This window comes from Pedobacter sp. BS3, assembly GCF_008274585.1.
Lineage (GTDB): Bacteria > Bacteroidota > Bacteroidia > Sphingobacteriales > Sphingobacteriaceae > Hufsiella_A.
In genome coordinates this window covers 562,379-581,588 of the sequence record NZ_VTRT01000003.1, presented here as the reverse complement: position 1 = coordinate 581,588, position 19,210 = coordinate 562,379, and the positions used below count along the sequence as shown (strand labels likewise).

General features: G+C 44.6%; 15 protein-coding genes. 13 read left to right on the top strand and 2 right to left on the bottom strand.

The features are described from left to right. Positions 1-194 precede the first annotated feature (194 nt). The 5 genes from clpP (at position 195) to FW774_RS11315 (ending at position 6,108) form a co-directional block, all read left to right on the top strand. Positions 195-902, top strand: coding sequence for an ATP-dependent Clp endopeptidase proteolytic subunit ClpP (gene clpP / locus FW774_RS11335; protein WP_149348284.1), 708 nt, complete (start codon positions 195-197; stop codon positions 900-902). Beyond that, positions 895-2,136, top strand: a complete 1,242-nt coding sequence (gene clpX / locus FW774_RS11330; RefSeq protein ID WP_149348283.1) for an ATP-dependent Clp protease ATP-binding subunit ClpX — start codon at positions 895-897, stop codon at positions 2,134-2,136. Before clpP ends, clpX begins: the two co-directional genes overlap by 8 nt. 46 nt (positions 2,137-2,182) lie before the next feature. After that, complete coding sequence (locus FW774_RS11325) at positions 2,183-3,046, top strand: AMP nucleosidase (protein WP_149348282.1); 864 nt, start codon at positions 2,183-2,185, stop codon at positions 3,044-3,046. A gap of 191 nt (positions 3,047-3,237) precedes the next feature. Then, positions 3,238-4,587, top strand: a complete 1,350-nt coding sequence (locus tag FW774_RS11320; protein ID WP_149348281.1) for an ATP-binding protein — start codon at positions 3,238-3,240, stop codon at positions 4,585-4,587. A 156-nt stretch (positions 4,588-4,743) separates the two neighbouring features. Then, on the top strand, positions 4,744-6,108 hold the full coding sequence (locus FW774_RS11315; RefSeq protein WP_149348280.1) for a pyridoxal-phosphate dependent enzyme: 1,365 nt from the start codon (positions 4,744-4,746) through the stop codon (positions 6,106-6,108). A gap of 107 nt (positions 6,109-6,215) precedes the next feature. Here the strand turns inward: FW774_RS11315 and FW774_RS11310 are convergent, their stop codons facing one another. Next, the gene (locus FW774_RS11310) at positions 6,216-7,070 is read right to left on the bottom strand and encodes an AraC family transcriptional regulator (RefSeq protein ID WP_187774875.1); all 855 of its coding nucleotides are present in this window, start codon (positions 7,068-7,070) and stop codon (positions 6,216-6,218) included. A gap of 339 nt (positions 7,071-7,409) precedes the next feature. Between FW774_RS11310 and FW774_RS11305 the strand changes: the two genes are divergently transcribed. From FW774_RS11305 to FW774_RS11280, 6 genes are all read left to right on the top strand, one after another. Beyond that, positions 7,410-8,765, top strand: a complete 1,356-nt coding sequence (locus FW774_RS11305) for an aspartate aminotransferase family protein (RefSeq protein ID WP_149348278.1) — start codon at positions 7,410-7,412, stop codon at positions 8,763-8,765. A 20-nt stretch (positions 8,766-8,785) separates the two neighbouring features. Then, on the top strand, positions 8,786-9,958 hold the full coding sequence (gene dgoD, locus FW774_RS11300) for a galactonate dehydratase (protein ID WP_149348277.1): 1,173 nt from the start codon (positions 8,786-8,788) through the stop codon (positions 9,956-9,958). A 21-nt stretch (positions 9,959-9,979) separates the two neighbouring features. Then, a complete protein-coding gene (locus FW774_RS11295) occupies positions 9,980-10,747 on the top strand; it encodes an SDR family NAD(P)-dependent oxidoreductase (RefSeq protein WP_149348276.1) in 768 nt (255 codons plus the stop codon). Between the two features lie 6 nt (positions 10,748-10,753). Continuing rightward, a complete protein-coding gene (locus FW774_RS11290) occupies positions 10,754-12,139 on the top strand; it encodes a neutral/alkaline non-lysosomal ceramidase N-terminal domain-containing protein (protein ID WP_149348275.1) in 1,386 nt (461 codons plus the stop codon). Between the two features lie 7 nt (positions 12,140-12,146). Then, positions 12,147-13,718, top strand: a complete 1,572-nt coding sequence (locus tag FW774_RS11285) for an SLC5 family protein (RefSeq protein WP_149348274.1) — start codon at positions 12,147-12,149, stop codon at positions 13,716-13,718. A gap of 124 nt (positions 13,719-13,842) precedes the next feature. Beyond that, a complete protein-coding gene (locus FW774_RS11280; protein WP_149348273.1) occupies positions 13,843-15,543 on the top strand; it encodes a hypothetical protein in 1,701 nt (566 codons plus the stop codon). 333 nt (positions 15,544-15,876) lie between these two features. On the opposite strand, the gene FW774_RS11275 is transcribed toward FW774_RS11280, so the two are convergent. Beyond that, complete coding sequence (locus tag FW774_RS11275) at positions 15,877-16,185, bottom strand: HigA family addiction module antitoxin (RefSeq protein ID WP_149348272.1); 309 nt, start codon at positions 16,183-16,185, stop codon at positions 15,877-15,879. A gap of 126 nt (positions 16,186-16,311) precedes the next feature. Between FW774_RS11275 and FW774_RS11270 the strand changes: the two genes are divergently transcribed. After that, complete coding sequence (locus FW774_RS11270) at positions 16,312-17,298, top strand: hypothetical protein (RefSeq protein WP_149348271.1); 987 nt, start codon at positions 16,312-16,314, stop codon at positions 17,296-17,298. A 2-nt stretch (positions 17,299-17,300) separates the two neighbouring features. Continuing rightward, positions 17,301-19,199 (top strand): FAD-dependent oxidoreductase, encoded by a 1,899-nt coding sequence (locus FW774_RS11265; protein WP_149348270.1) that lies wholly within the window; start codon positions 17,301-17,303, stop codon positions 19,197-19,199. Positions 19,200-19,210: the final 11 nt, after the last annotated feature.

The following is a 19,210-nucleotide window of genomic DNA, read 5'->3' as shown; positions in this document are numbered from 1 at the left end:
AAACTTTATTGGTTAGAGGCCAGCATCTCACATCTCACATCTCACATCTCACGTCTCATATCTCACATCTCAAATAGAATTGACGCTGATATAACCGTAGTCTAAACTAAAATATATATTTTAGCGATAATTAATTCATCACATTATCGCATAGATCATTAAGAGTACATTCATTATTAAAACAATATAAGCTCATGAAAATAGATAAGAACGAATTTAGAAAATATGCAGTAAAGCATCAGCGCATTAATAGTTTACATGTTGATGGCTTTATATCACGGGTAGAAAAAAATGCCCTTCCTATGGGTATGACGCCTTATATTATAGAAGAAAGACAGCTGAATGTGGCGCAGATGGACGTGTTTTCACGCTTAATGATGGATCGCATTATATTTATGGGCGATGCCATTTATGATGCCAATGCGAATATCATACAGGCACAGCTGCTGTTTTTACAGTCAACAGATGCCAAACGCGATATCCAGATATACATTAACTCGCCGGGAGGCTCTGTTTATGCCGGTTTAGGAATTTACGATACCATGCAGTACATCAGTCCCGACGTAGCAACCATTTGTACCGGTATGGCTGCTTCTATGGCTGCCGTACTGTTATGTGCCGGAACTGCGGGCAAACGTGCCGCTTTACCACATTCCCGGGTAATGATCCACCAGCCCCTGGGTGGTGTTCAGGGCCAGGCTTCAGACATTGAGATCACAGCCCGTGAAATTTTAAAATTAAAGCGTGAATTATACGAGATCCTTGCAAAGCACAGTGGTCAGGAATATCAGAAAGTTCATGATGCATCAGACCGTGATTACTGGATGATTGCACAGGAAGCAAAAGAATTTGGTATGATTGATGAAGTGCTGGGAGCAACAAAAGAAAATAACAATGGCTAAAAACATAAAAGACGTCCGGTGCTCTTTTTGCGGATCTGGTAAGCAGGATACGTTAATGCTAATAGCCGGACTGGATGCGCATATATGCGATAAATGTGTGGCCCAGGCCAATCAGATACTTACCGAAGAGCTGGGGCCCCGTAAAAGTAAATCGCCGCAAGGCAATTTTACCTTACTGAAGCCTGCCGAAATCAAAGCGCATATTGATCAATATGTTATCGGGCAGGACGATGCCAAGAAAGTGCTCGCTGTAGCGGTTTACAACCATTACAAGCGCCTCAACCAGAAGGTAGAAAAAGATGAGATCGAGATTGAAAAATCAAACATCATCATGGTTGGCGAGACAGGAACCGGCAAAACCTTACTGGCTAAAACCATTGCCAAAATTCTGCACGTACCTTTCTGCATTTGCGATGCAACCGTATTAACCGAAGCCGGTTACGTAGGCGAGGATGTTGAAAGTATATTAACCCGGTTATTACAGGCCGCAGATTACGATGTTACCGCCGCAGAACGCGGTATTGTGTACATCGACGAAGTGGACAAAATTGCCCGTAAAAGCGATAATCCATCCATTACCCGGGATGTTTCGGGCGAGGGTGTACAGCAGGCCTTATTAAAAATCCTGGAAGGTACGGTAGTAAATGTTCCGCCGCAAGGAGGTCGCAAGCATCCGGATCAAAAAATGATAGCTGTAAATACCAGCAATATCCTGTTTATTTGCGGCGGTGCATTTGACGGTATCGAAAAGAAAATTGCCAACAGGCTGCGCACCCAAACCGTAGGATATAAGGTGAAGAAAGATGAGGTGGAGATCGATCTGAAAAACCTCTATAAATATATCACACCCCAGGATTTAAAGGCTTTTGGTCTGATACCTGAGCTGATCGGTCGCTTGCCTGTAGTTACGCATTTAAATCCGCTTGATCGGAATGCGTTGCTGAATATCTTAACCGAGCCTAAAAACTCCCTGATAAAACAGTATAAAAAGCTGTTTGAATATGAAAATATCGACCTGGAGTTTGATAAAGATGTGCTGGAGTTTATTGTAGATAAGGCGATGGAGTTTAAGCTGGGAGCCCGCGGATTAAGATCCATCTGCGAAGCAATCATGATCGATGCCATGTTTGAAGTTCCATCAGACAAGGAACATGATAAGGAGCTGTACATCACACTCGATTATGCGATAGAAAAATTTGCCAAGTCAGATATCAAAAAATTAAAAGTGGCATAACCAGTCCCCCGCCGAAAGCGGGGGATTTTTGCTTAATAACAGGAGTATGAACGAGCATACAGAAGTAAAAAAAGATGAAGCCATTGTAGCGCAGGCAAAGCAGGTAAAAGAGGTAGAAAGTCCCGTAAAGAAGGGGCTCAAATCGAAAGAAGATATTGTAAATAACTGGCTGCCGCGATATACAGGGAGGCCTCTGAAAGAGTTTACGGATTTTATTTTACTAACTAACTTCTCCAGGTATTTGCAGCTGTTTTCAGAATGGCATGATAATGCACCTATTATGGGACTGGATAAACCCATGCAGAGCGTATCGGCAAACGGAATTACCATTATAAACTTTGGGATGGGCAGTCCGCTGGCAGCAACCATGATGGATCTATTGAGCGCTATTAAGCCAAAGGCTGTTCTTTTTCTGGGTAAATGCGGCGGTTTAAAAAAGAAGAACAGTATTGGCGATCTGATTTTGCCCATTGCAGCTATACGGGGCGAAGGAACTTCCAATGACTATTTTCCTCCCGAAGTTCCGGCTCTTCCGGCATTCGCTCTGCAAAAAGCCATATCAACTACCATCAGGGATTATCAACGCGATTACTGGACCGGAACGGTTTATACTACCAACCGGCGGGTATGGGAGCACGATAAGAATTTCAAAAAATACCTGAAAACCTTGCGGGCCATGGCCATTGACATGGAAACGGCAACCATATTTAGCACTGGTTTCGCTAATAAAATACCAACCGGGGCGCTGTTGCTGATATCAGACCAGCCAATGATTCCCGAAGGTGTAAAAACTACCGAAAGCGACTCTAAAGTTACCGAGCAATACGTGGAAACGCAGTTACGCATAGGTATAGATTCATTGCGGCAGCTCATCAATAATGGCTTAACAGTAAAGCACCTCAAGTTTTAAAGATCGCAGGGCGGTCTGAAGCCCATAAAAAGCAAATAGCTCTTGTGATTTGCCCTTGTTCTGTTACACATTTTGCTTTAAATTGCCCTTGCTTTGTTACAATATCTTTGATAAATTGCCCTTGTTTTGTTACAAATTTATCCTAATTTTGCCTTTGTTTTGTTACAAATAGTGCACTTTGTTTGTCGAAAATGACTTTTAAACGTATAGCAGAAGAACGCTTATCGTATTGGAAATCAAGCGAAACAAGGAAGCCATTGGTCATCAGAGGGGCAAGGCAGGTGGGCAAAACAACGCTTGTACGCGATTTTTGCCGTACGTACAAGCACAGTATACTGCTAAACCTGGAGAGGTCGGATGACCGTAGCTATTTTGAACAATATACCGATGTGGGTACCCTTACCGAAGCCCTGTTCATAGCCCACGGCATTCCGTCTGCCAATGCAGCAGATACTTTATTATTTATAGACGAGATACAGGAGTGCCCCGCGGCCATTCAGCAGCTGCGGTACTTTTATGAAGATATGCCCCGGTTACACGTGATCAGTGCCGGCTCGCTACTGGAGTTTGCGCTTCAAAAAGTAAAGAGTTTTCCGGTTGGCCGGGTAGAATTTTTATATCTCCATCCCTTAAACTTCCCCGAATATTTAACAGCTATTGGCCGGGAAGACTTAGTGGCACAGCTTACTGCCGTGCCTGTTAAGCCTGCTGCCCACACTGTTTTGATGGACATTTTTAACAGGTATGTTATTACCGGAGGCATGCCAGAAGTGGTAAAAACAGATATCCGGAAAAAAAGTCTGTCTGATTTAACACGGGTATATGAGGGGATATGGGCAACTTACAAGAATGATATCGAGAAATATACCAGTAATCCTACGGAGAGAAAAATCATCAGGCATATCATGGATACAGCCCCACTCTATGTGGATGAGCGGGTTAAATTTCAGGGTTTTGGCAATTCCAACTATCGATCCAGGGAAGTAGGTGAGGCTTTCAGGACATTGCATGATGCCCGGATCATACGGTTGATCTATCCTACCACAGATGTGCAGCCACCCTTGCGTCCTGACCTTAAAAAGTCGCCACGGTTACAATTTCTTGATACAGGACTGGTTAATTACAGCCTGAACATCCAGGCGGAGATGCTGGCTATGGACGATCTGAGCAATGCATATAAGGGAAGTATTATCCCGCATATTATTGCACAGGAGGTAAGCGCCCTTCAAAACCAGCGGGATATTGTTCCAATATTCTGGGTAAGAGAGAAAAGTCAGTCGCAGGCTGAGGTAGACATGCTTTATACATCCGGAAGTAATGTTGTCCCCGTTGAGATTAAATCAGGAGCTACGGGCTCATTACGTTCCTTGCATCAGTTCATCGAAATTTCAGGAGTGCGCCACGCCGTCAGGATATACGGAGGCTCATTTTCTGTTATACAAACGCAAACTCCCAATAAGCAGCCATATACGTTAATGAATTTACCCTATTACCTGGGTTCCCAGTTGCCTGCATACATAGCGTGGTTTTTACAACAATAAACTGCCGGTTAGAATAGCTGGGCATAGTTCACGTTTATTTGTTTGCTTGCAGGCATTCTCTCAGGTACATAATTGCTACCTTTGTCTTGGGGCTTTTAGAGCCATTGAACGGCCTTTCGGGGTTTTGATTTGTGACTTTTACTTTTAACTTAATTTATGTGGTATAACAATATTTTAGAGACCATTGGCAATACGCCGCTTGTAAAGCTGAACAAAATTGTAAAAGATGTGCCTGGAACTATTCTGGCGAAGATAGAAACTACAAATCCCGGAAATTCCATTAAAGACCGTATGGCGGTAAAAATGATAGAAGATGCCGAGCGGGAAGGAAAGCTAAAACCCGGCGGAACCATTATAGAAGGAACATCAGGCAATACCGGCATGGGATTGGCCATTGCAGCCGTAATAAAAGGTTATAAATGTATTTTTACTACAACCGATAAGCAATCTAAAGAAAAAGTTGATGCGCTTCGGGCTTTTGGAGCCGAAGTAATTGTATGCCCCACCAATGTAGAACCCGAAGATCCACGGTCGTATTATTCCGTTTCATCGCGGCTTGAACGCGAAACCCCTAACTCGTGGAAGCCCAATCAATACGATAATCTCTCAAATACGCAGGCGCATTACGAACAAACCGGCCCCGAAATATGGGAGCAAACCGAAGGTAAAATTACCCATTTGGTAGTTGGAGTTGGCACGGGCGGCACTATTTCCGGAACAGCCCGCTACCTGAAGGAAAAAAATCCCAATATTAAAGTTTGGGGAATAGATACCTATGGTTCGGTATTTAAAAAGTACAAGGAGACCGGGATCTTCGACAAGAATGAGATCTATCCTTACATTACAGAAGGCATAGGCGAGGATTTTTTGCCCAGGAACGTTGACTTTTCGGTGATTGACCATTTTGAAAAGGTGACTGATAAGGATGCCGCTCTAATGACCCGTGAAATTGCCCGTAAAGAAGGCATTTTTGTAGGCAACTCGGCGGGCGCTGCTATTGCTGGCTTGCTTCAACTGAAACAGCATTTTAAACCGGATGATGTGGTGGTGGTGATCTTTCATGACCACGGCTCACGCTACATGGGTAAAATGTTTAATGATGACTGGCTGCGTGAACGCGGTTTCCTTGCCGATGAAAAACTTACGGCACGTTCAATTCTGGCTAAACGGGAATCGCAGGAGATTGTAACTATTGATATTGATAAAACAGTTACCGAGGCTATCAATACCATGAAAACACTGAATATCTCGCAAATTCCGGTTACACAGCATGATAAAGTGATGGGAAAAATTACAGAAAGCGATATCCTGGATGCTTTGCTGGAAAACCCTTCGGTAAAATCACAAACGTTAGAGGCTGTAGTAACCAAACCTTTTCCGTTTGTTGATCTGAATACATCCATTGATAAAATATCAGCCATGATCAATAAAGAAAACAGTGCTGTGCTGGTAGAAGATGAGCAGGGAAGGTTTGAGATCATTACACAGTATGATATTATCAATGCTATATCCGGAGCGTAGTGATGATGGTATGGTCAGCCCCCTGACGTTTATTGGGCTGATGATCAAATATAGAGGTGCGTCTGTTGACACTTTAGGGATTCCCGATCGCCTCTTACAGATCGGGATTAGTGCTTTAAACTGATCTTATATACTGTAGGAGTCATATTAGTATAACGTTTAAAATTCTTGTTGAAATTGGTCAGGTTATTAAAACCGCATTTATAGCATATTTGAGAAATTGTTAAATCGGGGTTCCATAAAAGCTTGCAGGCGTACCCTATCCTTATTTCGTTAACAAAATTTGAGAATGTTTTTTGGGTTTTATTTTTAAAAAACTTGCAAAAAGCTGTCGGCGTCATATTCGCTATATACGCCGCATCTTCCAGCCTGATCGGTTCGGTAAAGTTATCACGTATATATTGGTAAACCTTATCCAGCCGGTTAATATCTTTCTGGCTAAATGAATTAGAATATCCCTGGCTTGCCAGGCACTCATACTCGTTTGAACTGGATATAAGCTGTAATATATGCAGCATAATAATGATACGTTCAAGCCCAATACCTTTTCGTAAGCTAACGATATTTTTAATGATCTTCTTCCTGGTATTCCCTGTTATTTTTATACCGCGTTTAGCATCATCCAACAGCCGTTTTAATTTTGCCAGGTTGTTAGAGTCTAACTGGGTTTGAGTTAACCAGTTTGGGTTGAAGTAAATAACAATGGCATGTATAATATATCCTTTTTTGTTTTTAACCGGGCTGTCATCATTATTGTAATAAGCAATATGCGGCACATTAGGCCCTAACAAAACCAGGTCTCCTTCGGTAAAGTTTTCAATGCTATCGCCAATAATCCGGGTTCCCTTGCTTTTTAAGATCAAAGCTATTTCATAAGCATTATGATAATGGAACCTGTCATGATCTAATATACTTGTTTTGATCTCTTTAATGTATATGGAATCTTTTAATAAGGATTCCACATCCAATAGCATAGGCTCCATACTTATAAAAACTGCATCATTATAAATTTATTTTGCTATCAACCCCGGTTTAAGATCGTTATAAACAAAACATAAAGATGCAAATAAATAATTTATGGTATTGAGTAGGTTGCTTTAAATCCCTCCCGGTTGATAAAATAAGTATAAAATCCTTAATAAGATAGTTCTCAACTGTCATTATGCTCGATCTGCTATTATTTAACTGGATAAAATAGTTTAAGCATTGGACAAATTATTTAGAATGTAACGCTTAACAGCTGCATAACTTTATTTCACCGATAAATAAAATTATAATAACCAACACTGTTAAATTTAAACATGCATAACTGGCCAAGATCAGCTAAGCTATTAAAAAATAATGAGCGCTGGATCCCGGGTGGAGTAGTATCTCTTAACCGCAAATGCGATCCTAATATCTGCTTTACCCGTGGCGAAGGTGCTTATGTTTGGGATATTGAAGGAAATAAATATATTGATTATCAGGCTGGTTTTGCAGCAGCATTCCTGGGGCATAACGATCCCGATGTAAATGCGGCTGTACGGCAAGCTATGGATGATAACACGGTATTAATGGGTGCCGGCCCAACCGATCTGGAAGGTCAGTTTGCCGAATTGTTTTGCCATTGTGTACCGGGGGCAGAAGCGGTGCAGCTTACCACTACAGGCTCAGAGGCTACCTATCATGCTATCCGTATATCACGTGCTGTAACCGGCCGCGATCATGTGATCATTATGCAAGGCGGCTATAATGGCTGGCATAATGATGTAGCAGGTAACGTGATCAGCAATCTGGCAGATATTGGACCCAGGGTAAGCCCGGGCGAATATCCTTTCGATAGCCTTTCTGCAGGCATACCCGTTGCACATCGCTCGTTGGTACATGTGGTAAATTATAATGACCTGGAATCGGTAGAATATATTACCAAACGTTACCCGGTGGCCTGTATCATTCTTGAGCCGATTCTGCAGAATATTGGTATTATAAAACCTTTGCCCGGTTACCTGCAAGGACTTAGAACAATGGCCGATGAGAAAGGCTTCCTTTTAATATTTGACGAGGTGAAAACCGGTTTCAGGCACGCACTGGGCGGTTATCAAAGCCTTTGCGGGGTAACACCAGACCTGAGTACGTTCGGAAAGGCAGTAGCCAACGGCTACCCGATGGGGGTAATAGGTGGAAAAAAGCAATACATGGATTATTTTATCCATCCTGAAAAATCGAAACGGGTACTGATAGCCGGTACATTTAATGCGCACCCTTTTATTACAGCGGCAGCTATTGCCACACTCCGCAAGCTCTCATCGGCCGAATATGGTGTATATCAGCACGTAAATGAGCTTGGCCTTATCATGGAGAACGGACTGAATACTATTTTCTCCGAATACGATCAGCCGTTTTATATAGCCCGTCAGGGCTCGGCTTTCTGTGTATACTTCATGGATTATATGCCGCGTGATTTTCATGATGTTGCACAGCACCATAATTTTGAGCTGGACAAGGCCTATCGGTTAAAATTGATAGAAAACGGCATATTTAATTTTCCGCTACCCATTAAGCAGGGCAGTATATCATTTGCCCATCATAAAAAAGATATCGAGGTAACATTAGAAAGAACGAGGGAAGTAGTTGCCCATTTATTCAGGAACAAAAAAACAGGTAACCGATCTGTGTAAGTATCAATTAACCAGATAAAATGAAGATCACCGCTATAGAAACCCTGGTTTGCCATGCCAAAATGCGCAACTGGATATTTGTTAAGGTAATAACAGATCAACCTGGCCTTTGGGGCTGGGGCGAAGCAACATTGGAATGGCACACCCGGTCGGTAGTGGGTGCTATTGAGGATATTGCTCAGTTATTGGTAGGCGAGGATCCGCGTTGGATCGAATATCTATGGCAAATGATGTACCGTCAGCATTTCTGGCATGGAGATAATGTGGTTAGGGGAACGGCCATCAGTGGCATTGATATAGCCCTGTGGGATATTTTAGGAAAGATCCACGGTGTACCATGCCATGAACTATGGGGAGGACGCGTACGCGATCATATCCGTCTTTATTGCCACCTGGGTGGCGGAAGAATGGAGGACTTTTATCAAACCGATAACGCCAAACGTTTTGGTGAGCTGGCACAAGAGGCGGTAGAAAATGGCTTTACCGCTTTTAAATCAATGGCCGTGCCCGAAACAATGCCCATAGAAGGCCTTAAACCTATAAAATATGCTGAAGATTGTGTGCGGGCCATGAGAGAGGCTGTAGGTGATGAAGTAGATATAATGGTAGATTGCCACGCCAGGCCCAGCCCAAGAATGGGTATGTTGTTTGCCAAAGCCCTGGAACCATACGGCCTTTATTTTTTAGAAGAACCCTGCTGGCCCGAAACAGCAGACGACATCGCCTTTATACAAAGGTCGGTAAAAACTCCCATAGCTACCGGCGAACGCCTGATTGGTATATATGCCTTCAGAGATTTATTAGAAAAGCATGCAGCCAGCATCATTCAGCCAGATATTACCCATTGTGGCGGCTTAAGCGAGGTACGCCGGATTGCTGCCTTAGGCGAAGCATACAGGGTAGCAATAGCACCTCATAACCCCCAGGGGCCGGTAAGTACTGCTGCATCTGTTGAGTTCGGGTTTTCTACACCTTCTTACATCATTTGTGAGAGCGTGCATAATGATGTGCACTGGCGTAAAGATATAGTGACCGAAGGTTATTCGGTTAAAAAGAAAGGCCGGTTGGTGTTACCTAACAAATTGCCTGGCCTCGGTATAGAAATAAATGAAGCAGAAGTCAGAAAGCATCCTTTTCAGCAAGAAGTATTACAGCGGTCATTTTACAGCGATGGTAGTATTGGCGACTGGTAACCTTATTAACGGCTAACAGGTATGGATAATTTATTTAAAGATAAAACAGTATTGATAAGTGGTGGCCTGGGTGATATAGGTCGGGCTATAGTTACCCGGTTTGCACAGCAGGGAGCAAATATTGCTATAGGAGATTTGTTGCCGGAAAGTGAGGCTGCCACGTTTTTGAAAGAGCTGCAACCCTATAAAGGCTTATACAGCTACACCACTGTTGATGTTACAGATGATACCGCGGTAAACAAATGGATAATAGATACAGAAACCACGCAGGGTATAATCAGCATGGTTATTGCCAACGCGGCAATGGTTACGCTTGCAGATGTAAAAAGCATAACCGCCCAACAATGGTCAAAAGAATTACAGGTTAATTTAAACGGGGCGTTTTATGTAACGCAGGCGGCAACCAGGCGTATGGTTCATCACAAAATTCCGGGCCGGGTAGTATTTATAGGTAGCTGGGCCGCACATGCGCCGCATCCCGGCATTCCGGCATACTGCGTTTCAAAAGCCGGTATCAGAATGTTGTGCCGGTGCATGGCACTGGAACTGGCCCCGTATCAAATATTAGTAAACGAGATTGCACCGGGCTATGTGGCTGCGGGGCTTAGTGCCCGGGTATGGAAACAACAGCCTGATGCGGCCGAAGAGGCCAGGCAAAAAGTGCCTGTAAAAAAAGTGATCAGCCCGGATGAAGTGGCCTGGCAGGTGGTGAATCTTTGTCACCCTGAAAACAGCCAAATGACAGGGAGCACGATTGTAATGGATGGTGGTTTATCACTATTATCATAGCGTATCATGAAAACGATCTATCCTGAATTCAGGCACTCCGGGTTTTATGGTCTTATTGGTTTGTCGCAAAGTGATATTACGCCCCCCGTTGGCATTTATGCACGTAATTGGGGTGCGGCAAAAACGGATGTGGCAACAGGCGTTCATCAGCCGTTACTACTGGGCTGCATTACCTTTCAGTCGGTTGCAACAGCGCAGCCCCTGGTAATTATCACTGTTGACCTGGGGTGGTGGAAAAACATCCAGGATGAACGATTTGTACGCCAGGCGATATTAGATGCGTTGAAAATAGATCATGCTAACCTGATGATCTGTCTGTCGCATACCCATGCAGGCCCCGGTTTATGTCGCGATGATGTATCGAAGCCCGGCGGTCAATATATTGAACCTTATTTGCTTCATGTACGCGACAGTGCTATAGCTGCTGTACGCAAAGCGCTATCTGGAGCATCATGGTCAAACCTGACCTGGCATTACGGGAGTTGCAACCTGGCAGCCAACCGTGATTTGACAGAAGCAGGGAAAACGCGAACGGTTGTTGGTTTTAACCCGGCCGCAGCTCCGGATAATACCCTTTTGGTTGGACGCATAACTAATAGCGAAGGCGATATAACCGGCACTATTGTTAACTATGCCTGTCATCCTACCACCCTGGCTTGGGATAATCAGCTGATCTCTCCGGATTATGTTGGAGCCATGCGTAGTGTGGTACAGGATGGAACCCAGGCTCCGTGCATGTTTCTTCAGGGCGCATCGGGAGAATTGGCCCCGACCGAACAATATTCAGGTGATACCACATTGGCTGAACGTCACGGCAAACAGTTAGGCTATGCGGTACTTTCAACCCTTCAGGCTATGCTTGCACCAGGCCATTTGCTGGCGTTTGACAGCATTGTTGAATCGGGCGCCCCCCTGGCTGTATGGCGTCAGAAAGAGAGCCAGGTGCTTCGTGATCTATCTGCCCGGGTTGTGAGCGTTAAGCTCCCCTTAAAAGAATTAGAGCCCTTGTCGGTTATTGAAAAGCAATGGGAAAACTGCACCGATCACGTATTAAAGGAAAGATTATGGCGTAAGCTTAACGTGCGTAAAGCCGTAGGCAACGGCAGTATGGCTACTGTTCCTTTATGGGTGTGGCAACTCGGTAATTCATTTTTAACCGGCCAGCCTAATGAAGCTTATTCTCTTTTTCAGACAAATTTGCGTGAGCGCTTTCCCTCTTATGCCATAGCGGTAATGAACGTAGTGAACGGGCATATTGGTTATCTTCCCCCGCAAGGTTTGTATAACGATGATAGGTATGCAGTATGGCAAACTCCCTTTGCAAAAGGTTCGCTCGAAACACTCATCAGCACAGCTACCGAGGCCATACAGTTAATGGCCAATAAAAAATAATACCGGTATGAAATTAGATCTTACAACGCTGGATGCTGTGATCTTTGGCCTGTACATACTGGGTGTGCTTGCCTTAGGTATGTATGCGTCGCGTATGGGCAAGCGCACCAAACGGGATTACTTTCTTGCCGGTGATAAGCTGCCATGGTGGATTATTGGGGGAAGCATTATAGCTTCCAATATCAGTAGCCACCACCTGGTAGGCGCTATGGGTGTAGCATACAGCCGCGGCTTTGTAGCTATTGCTATGGAATGGGGAGCCATACTGATAGGCTTTAACGCATTGCTTTGGCTATTTCTGCCTTTTTATATCAGAAATGGCTTTTACACCATGCCCGAATTCTTACAAAAGCGTTTTGGCAGCGGTACGCGTATTACTTATTCTATCCTGGTACTGTTAACTTATATTTTTGTGGAGATTGATGCGGTGCTTTACTTTGGCGCACTGGCCTTGCATTCCTTGCTGGCCTTGCCCGTGTTAAGCAGTGCGCTGCTGCTGGCTATAGCAACAGGTATTTATACTATTGCAGGAGGCTTACGTGCCGTAGTTTGGACAGAGATGCTTCAGCTGATGATCCTGATGTTAGGCGGGATCGCGTTATCGGTTGCCACTGTTCATGCCGCCGGTGGGATATCTGCTGTTATAGCAACATCAAAAAACTGGAAACTTATGCTGCCTGCCAGTGACCCTGATTTTCCCTGGACGATGTATCTGGGAGGTTTATTGTGTATCAGTGTGTTTTATTGTGCAACTAATCAATTTATTGTGCAGCGCACTTTAGCGGCTAAAAATGAGTGGCATGCACGTATGGGTGTTATTTTTGGCGATTACCTCAAATTCCTTATCCCGCTTATCATTACCATTCCCGCATTGGTTGCACCACTGCTATTCCCACACCTGGAAAAACCTGATCTGTTGTTTCCTACATTGGTTGAAAAACTGCTGCCTGCAGGTTTGGTAGGGCTGGTTATGGCGGGTTTAATTTCGGCAGTAATGTCGCATCTTTCGGGTGCTATCAACTCTTGCACCACTATCATTACAATGGATATCTACCTGCCATATTTTCGTAGTAACGCAACCGAGGTTCAATCTATAAGATTTGGCAGGATATCGGGGATCGTCATTGTTGTACTGGGCATTTTGTGTACGATCATTTTGGTGTCTCATTCAGATAAGCCTGTGTTTTTATACCTGTTAAATGCCTATGGTTTATTTACCCCGGGCATTGCAACTATGTTTTTATTAGGTATTCTCTGGAAACGGACCACCGCTGCCGGTGCGCTTGCCGCCGGATTGTTAACCATTCCATTATCATTATTTATAGAATTTTTATTTCCACAGATGCCCTTTTTTAACCGTACAGGGATAGTTTTCTGGCTCTGTATGGCCGTATGCACCTTGTTAAGCCTGGTAACTAAGCCAAAGCCTGAGGCTGAATTGAAGGGTTTGATCTGGAACAGGGCAAGTCTTTCGCTTTTACCGGCAGAAAAAGCCCAGCAGCGGGGCCTTCGTGATCCGTTTATCTGGTGGGCCATTCTTACGGTAATACTATTATTCTTTTACATTAAATATGCCTGATATGCAAAAGATCAGCCATACACAGCATCCCGGGTGGATATATCGGTACATCTTATCAGGTTCAGGTACCTGCCTGACTGGCAGGAATATAACAGGAAATTACATACTATAATACAACAGCGTTATGAGTGAAAAAAAGCAAAATATTAGAAAAGCCGGCCATTCAAGGCGAAGCTTTTTAGGACATGCAGGTTTAGCCGTAGGAGCTGCCTTGCTTCCGGTAGATCTTGCAAGGGCTGAACGCCGAGATCCAGGCCACATACTGAAACAAGCTGACGAGAAAAAGGAAAAAGTACGCTTTGAAGTTAACCTGATTCAGACCGGTTGGAACACATACAGTCCCCGTTATGTGTACGCCCCCCTTTGGACATGGGAACCTATTAAAGGTGCGGCAGCTTATATGGTATCTTTTGCAGACGCAAAAGATACCAAAGCCCGGACCATACGTTTAGATAAGCCCGAATATCACATGGAAAATGACTGGCAACGTATCCACACGGGCCCGGTCGACATAATTGCCTGGGCTGTTGATGCTGACGATAAGCCGCTATGTTCAGCCTGGCGCAGGCGGTTTCATAAATCGCCCGGTTTTGATGGTAAAGCACAGGAACCATTGAACTGGAAAGAGTCAATTGAGCGTTCAATGGCTTATTTGCTTGCGCCCGCACGGGATAAGGTAGAACCATTCGAAGGCGATATGCCACGCTCATGCTGGAGCTGCTGCGAGGAAAGTATCAGCGGACAGCGCCGGCTAATGGCCTTTCCCGCTCTGCATCATCCCAGCTTTATATTTGCTTATCTGAACTATGCCAGGCAATTTCCCGATAGCCGGCAAACGCCAACGGCTTTAAAACAAGCTAAGCAATATGGCGACTGGCTGCTGGCTAACCGGCTCCCTGCTAATTGGCGTTGTGGATTATTTCCATTCTCTACCATTGAGCAGGGCCGCACCGAAGGATATATTGAAGGGAAAAACATAACGTTGTTCAGGGCGGCACGTGTAGGAGAGGCTATGGTAGCTTTATACAGACACTTTAACGATAAAAAATATCTGGATTATGCCCGCCATATTGCTAATGTTTTTGTTGAATTGCAGGAAGAAGATGGTTCGTGGCCATACCGGGTAAATCCACGGGATGGTAAAACTGTTGAAGCGTATACCTCCAATGCGGTTTCGCCGGCCAGGCTTTTTGGTATCCTGGAAGAAATTGAACCCAACGCAAAATATACAGCATCACGCGAAAAGGCCATTGAATGGGTAATGAATAACCCGGTCAATAATAGCAGATGGCAGGGCATGTATGAAGATATAGGTGTCCGGGCTCCTTTTCAAAACCTGGAACACTGGGATACAAACGAGATGATCAGGTACCTGATCCATTACGGGCAAACAAATCCTGATTCGGTAAAGATCGCTGAAAAGCTGAACCGTTATATTGAAGACCAGTTTGTGATGTGGCAGCCCACCGATACCTGTGTTACTAACCATTGTCCTACACCTACAGTAATGGAACAATATACCTGTTATGTGCCTATGGAGGTACATACCGGCATGTGGATCATGTCGTTACTGGCCTTGCACAGGGCTACCCGGAATAAAGATTACCTGACCAAAGCCATAAATGCAGGTAACGCTATTGTGAAAGCCCAGCAAAAAACAGGTGCATATTCTACCTGGGGCTTCGATGTACGTTTTGGCAGGCCATTACTAACAATGGATTGGCCGGGATGTAATGCGGTAGCTGTTTCTGCTTTACTGCAGTTAGATCATTATATCAGATCCTTGCACACATCCCAGGCCGAGCCACAGGCTTTATACTATTAACCTGAGTTCGATTGTTATTTAGCTGATTATTAAATATGGGATTGCTTCAATCGGGTAGGCAAATATCTCGTCTCTTAAAATAAGAAAAGATGCTGTCTAAAAATTCTACCGTCATTCCGCCCCGAGCACCTGGGGGAATCCGGAACCTCCTTAACAGATCCTGAAACAAGTTCAGGATGGCGGAGAATGAAACTTTAGGCAGCATCTTAAAAGTGGTGGCTACTTTACAAATCTCGAACTATTTCCTATCTGATTTGTGTTAATAGCGGATTTAAGCTTTAAATAGTTTGCACGATTATTTTGTAGTTATTTTACTGCTGATTTTTATAAAGCTTATAACACTGCTGCCTTCCAAAACACACGACTGTTTTTAGTGTCAACTCTATTTTTCGCAAGGAACAAGTCGTAACTATCCTGAACCTGCAGCCAAAATTCCGGCGTGGTATTGCTAAATGCTGCGGCCAATTTGAGGGCCATTTCAGGGGTAACGCTTTGTTTGCCATTTATAATTGCAGAAAGCGTTTTACGTGTAGTACCCAAACCCCTTGCTACTTCTTCTACCGTTAACTTTTTACCCGTTTCTTCGGCAATTCCGTCAATAGTTTCACGAATAAGTTCACCGGGATGTGCTGGATTAAACATGGTTTTAATTATTTATATATAACAGATCAGGTGATTTTCCGGCCAAATTCTTTTAATTTGCGCCTGGTGACATCGGCTAAATTGATACGTATAATTATACCGGCTTGGTTGATCTTTATAATGCCTATGTGTGCTGTATTTGCCCAGGACTATCAGCCGGAGAAGGTTTTTACTGTTGTAGTAAAAGATTCAACTACCGCAGATGTTTTGTTATGGCGTGATAAATCCGGCAGACCGGCTTATTTCTCTTCGTTGCTTCAAACAGGCGTTTGTACTGATGGCTTATGTTACCCGGTAGACATCACCATTTACTGGGATCTGCTGGGTAAATTTTCTGATTATAAACCGTCGGAAGGGCACCCGCTGACCAAGTTTGATCATATCGTGTTTACCCGGAATGACCATGCCCGGCTGCATGAGATCCTGGCCGATGGAAATTCATTGTTACGGGATTATAAACCCGAGGATATGATCGATACCAGTGTAAAGGTATTTTCAGCCAAGGTTGATGCCGTAACCGGGGCAACCAGCAAAACATTTGCAGAATCTATTGTGCCGGGAGCTGTGTACACGGTGTACACGCTGTGGCATTTTGTGCATGATGAGATCCCCGGGAGAATCATTAGCTATATACAAAATCATTTGGATGATAACCTGATCAGGCAATTCCTTTGGGGCAAGCCGGATTACCAGATCTATGTGCTTGAACATCTGCCCAAAGATAAGCAGGCGCTTTACCGGCAGGCGTTGATAAACCTGCTGACCGATAAAGACACCTTTGTGCCCCATTATGCCCTTATCCGGTTACCTGCAACAATATGGTCTGATCCGGCCGGGCAGGAGGCGATCCTGCAGAAGTTTCCCGGAACACAACGGACAGTGCAGAATGCCCTGCTTGAAAAATTCCGCGGTCAGAAATTAAGTCAGCCTGCATTAAAGCAACTGGTAAGCTATATTCCTCAAATGGATAAATTTCAACTGAGCAAAGTATTGTTTATTCTTCAAAATAATGATATTAGCGGCCTGAAAAAGCAGCTTACAGTAGCAGCCGACCAGTTGCCGGCCGCAGTTGCAGAACAAAAAAAGCAACTGTTACATCTTACTAAGAACTAACCATGGAAACACCAAGAAGAGATTTTTTAAAAGCCGTTGGCCTGGGTTCAGGCGCCCTGTTATTAAACCCGTTCGATGTATTAGGCGAAACCGAGAAAAAAGAGATCAACGCCATACAAGAGAAAGAGGTTTTTGTAAAAAGAGCTATAACAGCCGATGTGCTGATAGCCGGAGGTGGCCTTGCCGGGGTATGTGCAGCGCTGGCCGCCGCCCGCAATGGCAGCAAGGTAGTGCTTTTTCAAAACCGTTCGCGTCTTGGCGGAAATGCCAGCAGCGAGATACGCATGCACATCTGCGGTGCAACCCAGCTAAAGCAGATATGGCGTGAAACAGGTATCATCGAAGAGCTGATGCTCACCGAATCGGTTACCAATCCGCAGGCCTGTTATGAAATGCTGGATTACGTTTTTTACGATAAGATAGCCAACGAGCCTAACATTACCCTGCTGCTGGACACCATGCTGTTTTCGGTTGAAACCAGCAACGACCATATTACACTGGCCAAAGGCTATTGTTCGCAAACCGAAGAGTTTTATGAAGTAAACGCGAAGTTTTATATCGATTGTACCGGCGATGGTACGCTGGCTGCGTTGGCCGGAGCGGAATTTATGCGTGGCCGCGAGGCAAAATCAACCTGGAACGAACCGTTGGGATTGCCTAAGGCAGATGATATTACCATGGGTAACAGCCTGCTTTTTATGGCGCAGAAACACGATAAGCCCATGCCTTTTAAAGCGCCCTCGTGGGCCAGGAAGTATACGCTCACCGATTTCAGGTATCGTAAAATACAGTCGTGGGAATATGGCTACTGGTGGCTGGAACTGGGTGGAACAGAAAATATTGTGAACGACGGGCAAAAGATCCGGCATGATCTGATGAGCGTGCTTTTTGGCGTGTGGGATTATATTAAAAATTCAGGAAATCATCCTGAATCAGAGAACTGGGCTTTATCCTGGTTTGGCCTGATTCCCGGCAAACGCGAAAGCCGGCGCATTACCGGCGACTACGTGATGATACAACAGGATGTACAAAATCCCCGGTTGTTTGAAGATCGTATAGCTTACGGCGGCTGGCCTTTGGACGATCATTTACCCAAAGGTATGGACGATACTTCCATGAACCCGTACCGCTCCATTAAACTCAAAGGCCCTTATTCCATTCCGTTCCGTTCCATCTACAGCAAAAGCTTTAAGAACCTGCTGATGGCCGGTCGCAACATCAGCGTGTCGCACGTGGCGCTCTCATCTACGCGGGTAATGGCCACATGCGCTACCTTAGGCCAGGCAGCAGGTACGGCCGCGGCATTTTGTATCAGCAAAAATAGTAGTCCGGCACAGGTATATGCCAATAAAGAATTGTTGAACGCGTATCAGCAACTGTTGCTACGGCAGGATCAAGCCCTGCTCGGTGTCGTTAATTCAGACCCGGCCGACCTGGCACGGCAGGCTAAGGTTTCGACATCAGTAGAAACGGCCGAAGGAAAAGCCGTTTCTGTTATTGATGGCTATAACCGTAATGTGGGCGATGGCAGCACACACCAGTGGCAGGCGCCCTTAAACGGAAGCGAACAATGGATAGCCTTAAAATGGCCGAAGCCGCAGCAGATCAATACGGTAGAATTTACGTTTGATACCGGTCTGAACCGTTTTCTGCGTATTTCCGCCGAAGCATCGGTGATGAAAAAGCAGGTGAGGGGCCCGCAGCCGGAAACCGTAGCCGATTATAAGCTGGTACTCAGCTACAAAGGGAAACCGGTTTATACCCAACAGGTCACGGATAATTACCTGCGTAAAAAGATACATACGTTTACCGGGGTAAAAGCGGATGAAGTAAAAGTTGTGATAAGCAAAACCAACGGCGATGCTTTAGCCCGTATTTTTGAGATACGGTGTTACGGATAATACGTACATTT

Coding starts and splice junctions, on each gene's coding strand:
- FW774_RS11325 (WP_149348282.1), top strand. CDS start 2,183: ATGAACGAGCATACAGAAGTAAAAAAAGATGAAGCCATTGTAGCGCAG.
- FW774_RS11315 (WP_149348280.1), top strand. CDS start 4,744: ATGTGGTATAACAATATTTTAGAGACCATTGGCAATACGCCGCTTGTA.
- FW774_RS11270 (WP_149348271.1), top strand. CDS start 16,312: ATGTGTGCTGTATTTGCCCAGGACTATCAGCCGGAGAAGGTTTTTACT.
- FW774_RS11290 (WP_149348275.1), top strand. CDS start 10,754: ATGAAAACGATCTATCCTGAATTCAGGCACTCCGGGTTTTATGGTCTT.
- FW774_RS11280 (WP_149348273.1), top strand. CDS start 13,843: ATGAGTGAAAAAAAGCAAAATATTAGAAAAGCCGGCCATTCAAGGCGA.
- FW774_RS11320 (WP_149348281.1), top strand. CDS start 3,238: ATGACTTTTAAACGTATAGCAGAAGAACGCTTATCGTATTGGAAATCA.
- FW774_RS11305 (WP_149348278.1), top strand. CDS start 7,410: ATGCATAACTGGCCAAGATCAGCTAAGCTATTAAAAAATAATGAGCGC.
- FW774_RS11295 (WP_149348276.1), top strand. CDS start 9,980: ATGGATAATTTATTTAAAGATAAAACAGTATTGATAAGTGGTGGCCTG.
- FW774_RS11285 (WP_149348274.1), top strand. CDS start 12,147: ATGAAATTAGATCTTACAACGCTGGATGCTGTGATCTTTGGCCTGTAC.
- dgoD (WP_149348277.1), top strand. CDS start 8,786: ATGAAGATCACCGCTATAGAAACCCTGGTTTGCCATGCCAAAATGCGC.
- FW774_RS11265 (WP_149348270.1), top strand. CDS start 17,301: ATGGAAACACCAAGAAGAGATTTTTTAAAAGCCGTTGGCCTGGGTTCA.
- clpX (WP_149348283.1), top strand. CDS start 895: ATGGCTAAAAACATAAAAGACGTCCGGTGCTCTTTTTGCGGATCTGGT.
- clpP (WP_149348284.1), top strand. CDS start 195: ATGAAAATAGATAAGAACGAATTTAGAAAATATGCAGTAAAGCATCAG.
- FW774_RS11275 (WP_149348272.1), bottom strand. CDS start 16,185: ATGTTTAATCCAGCACATCCCGGTGAACTTATTCGTGAAACTATTGAC.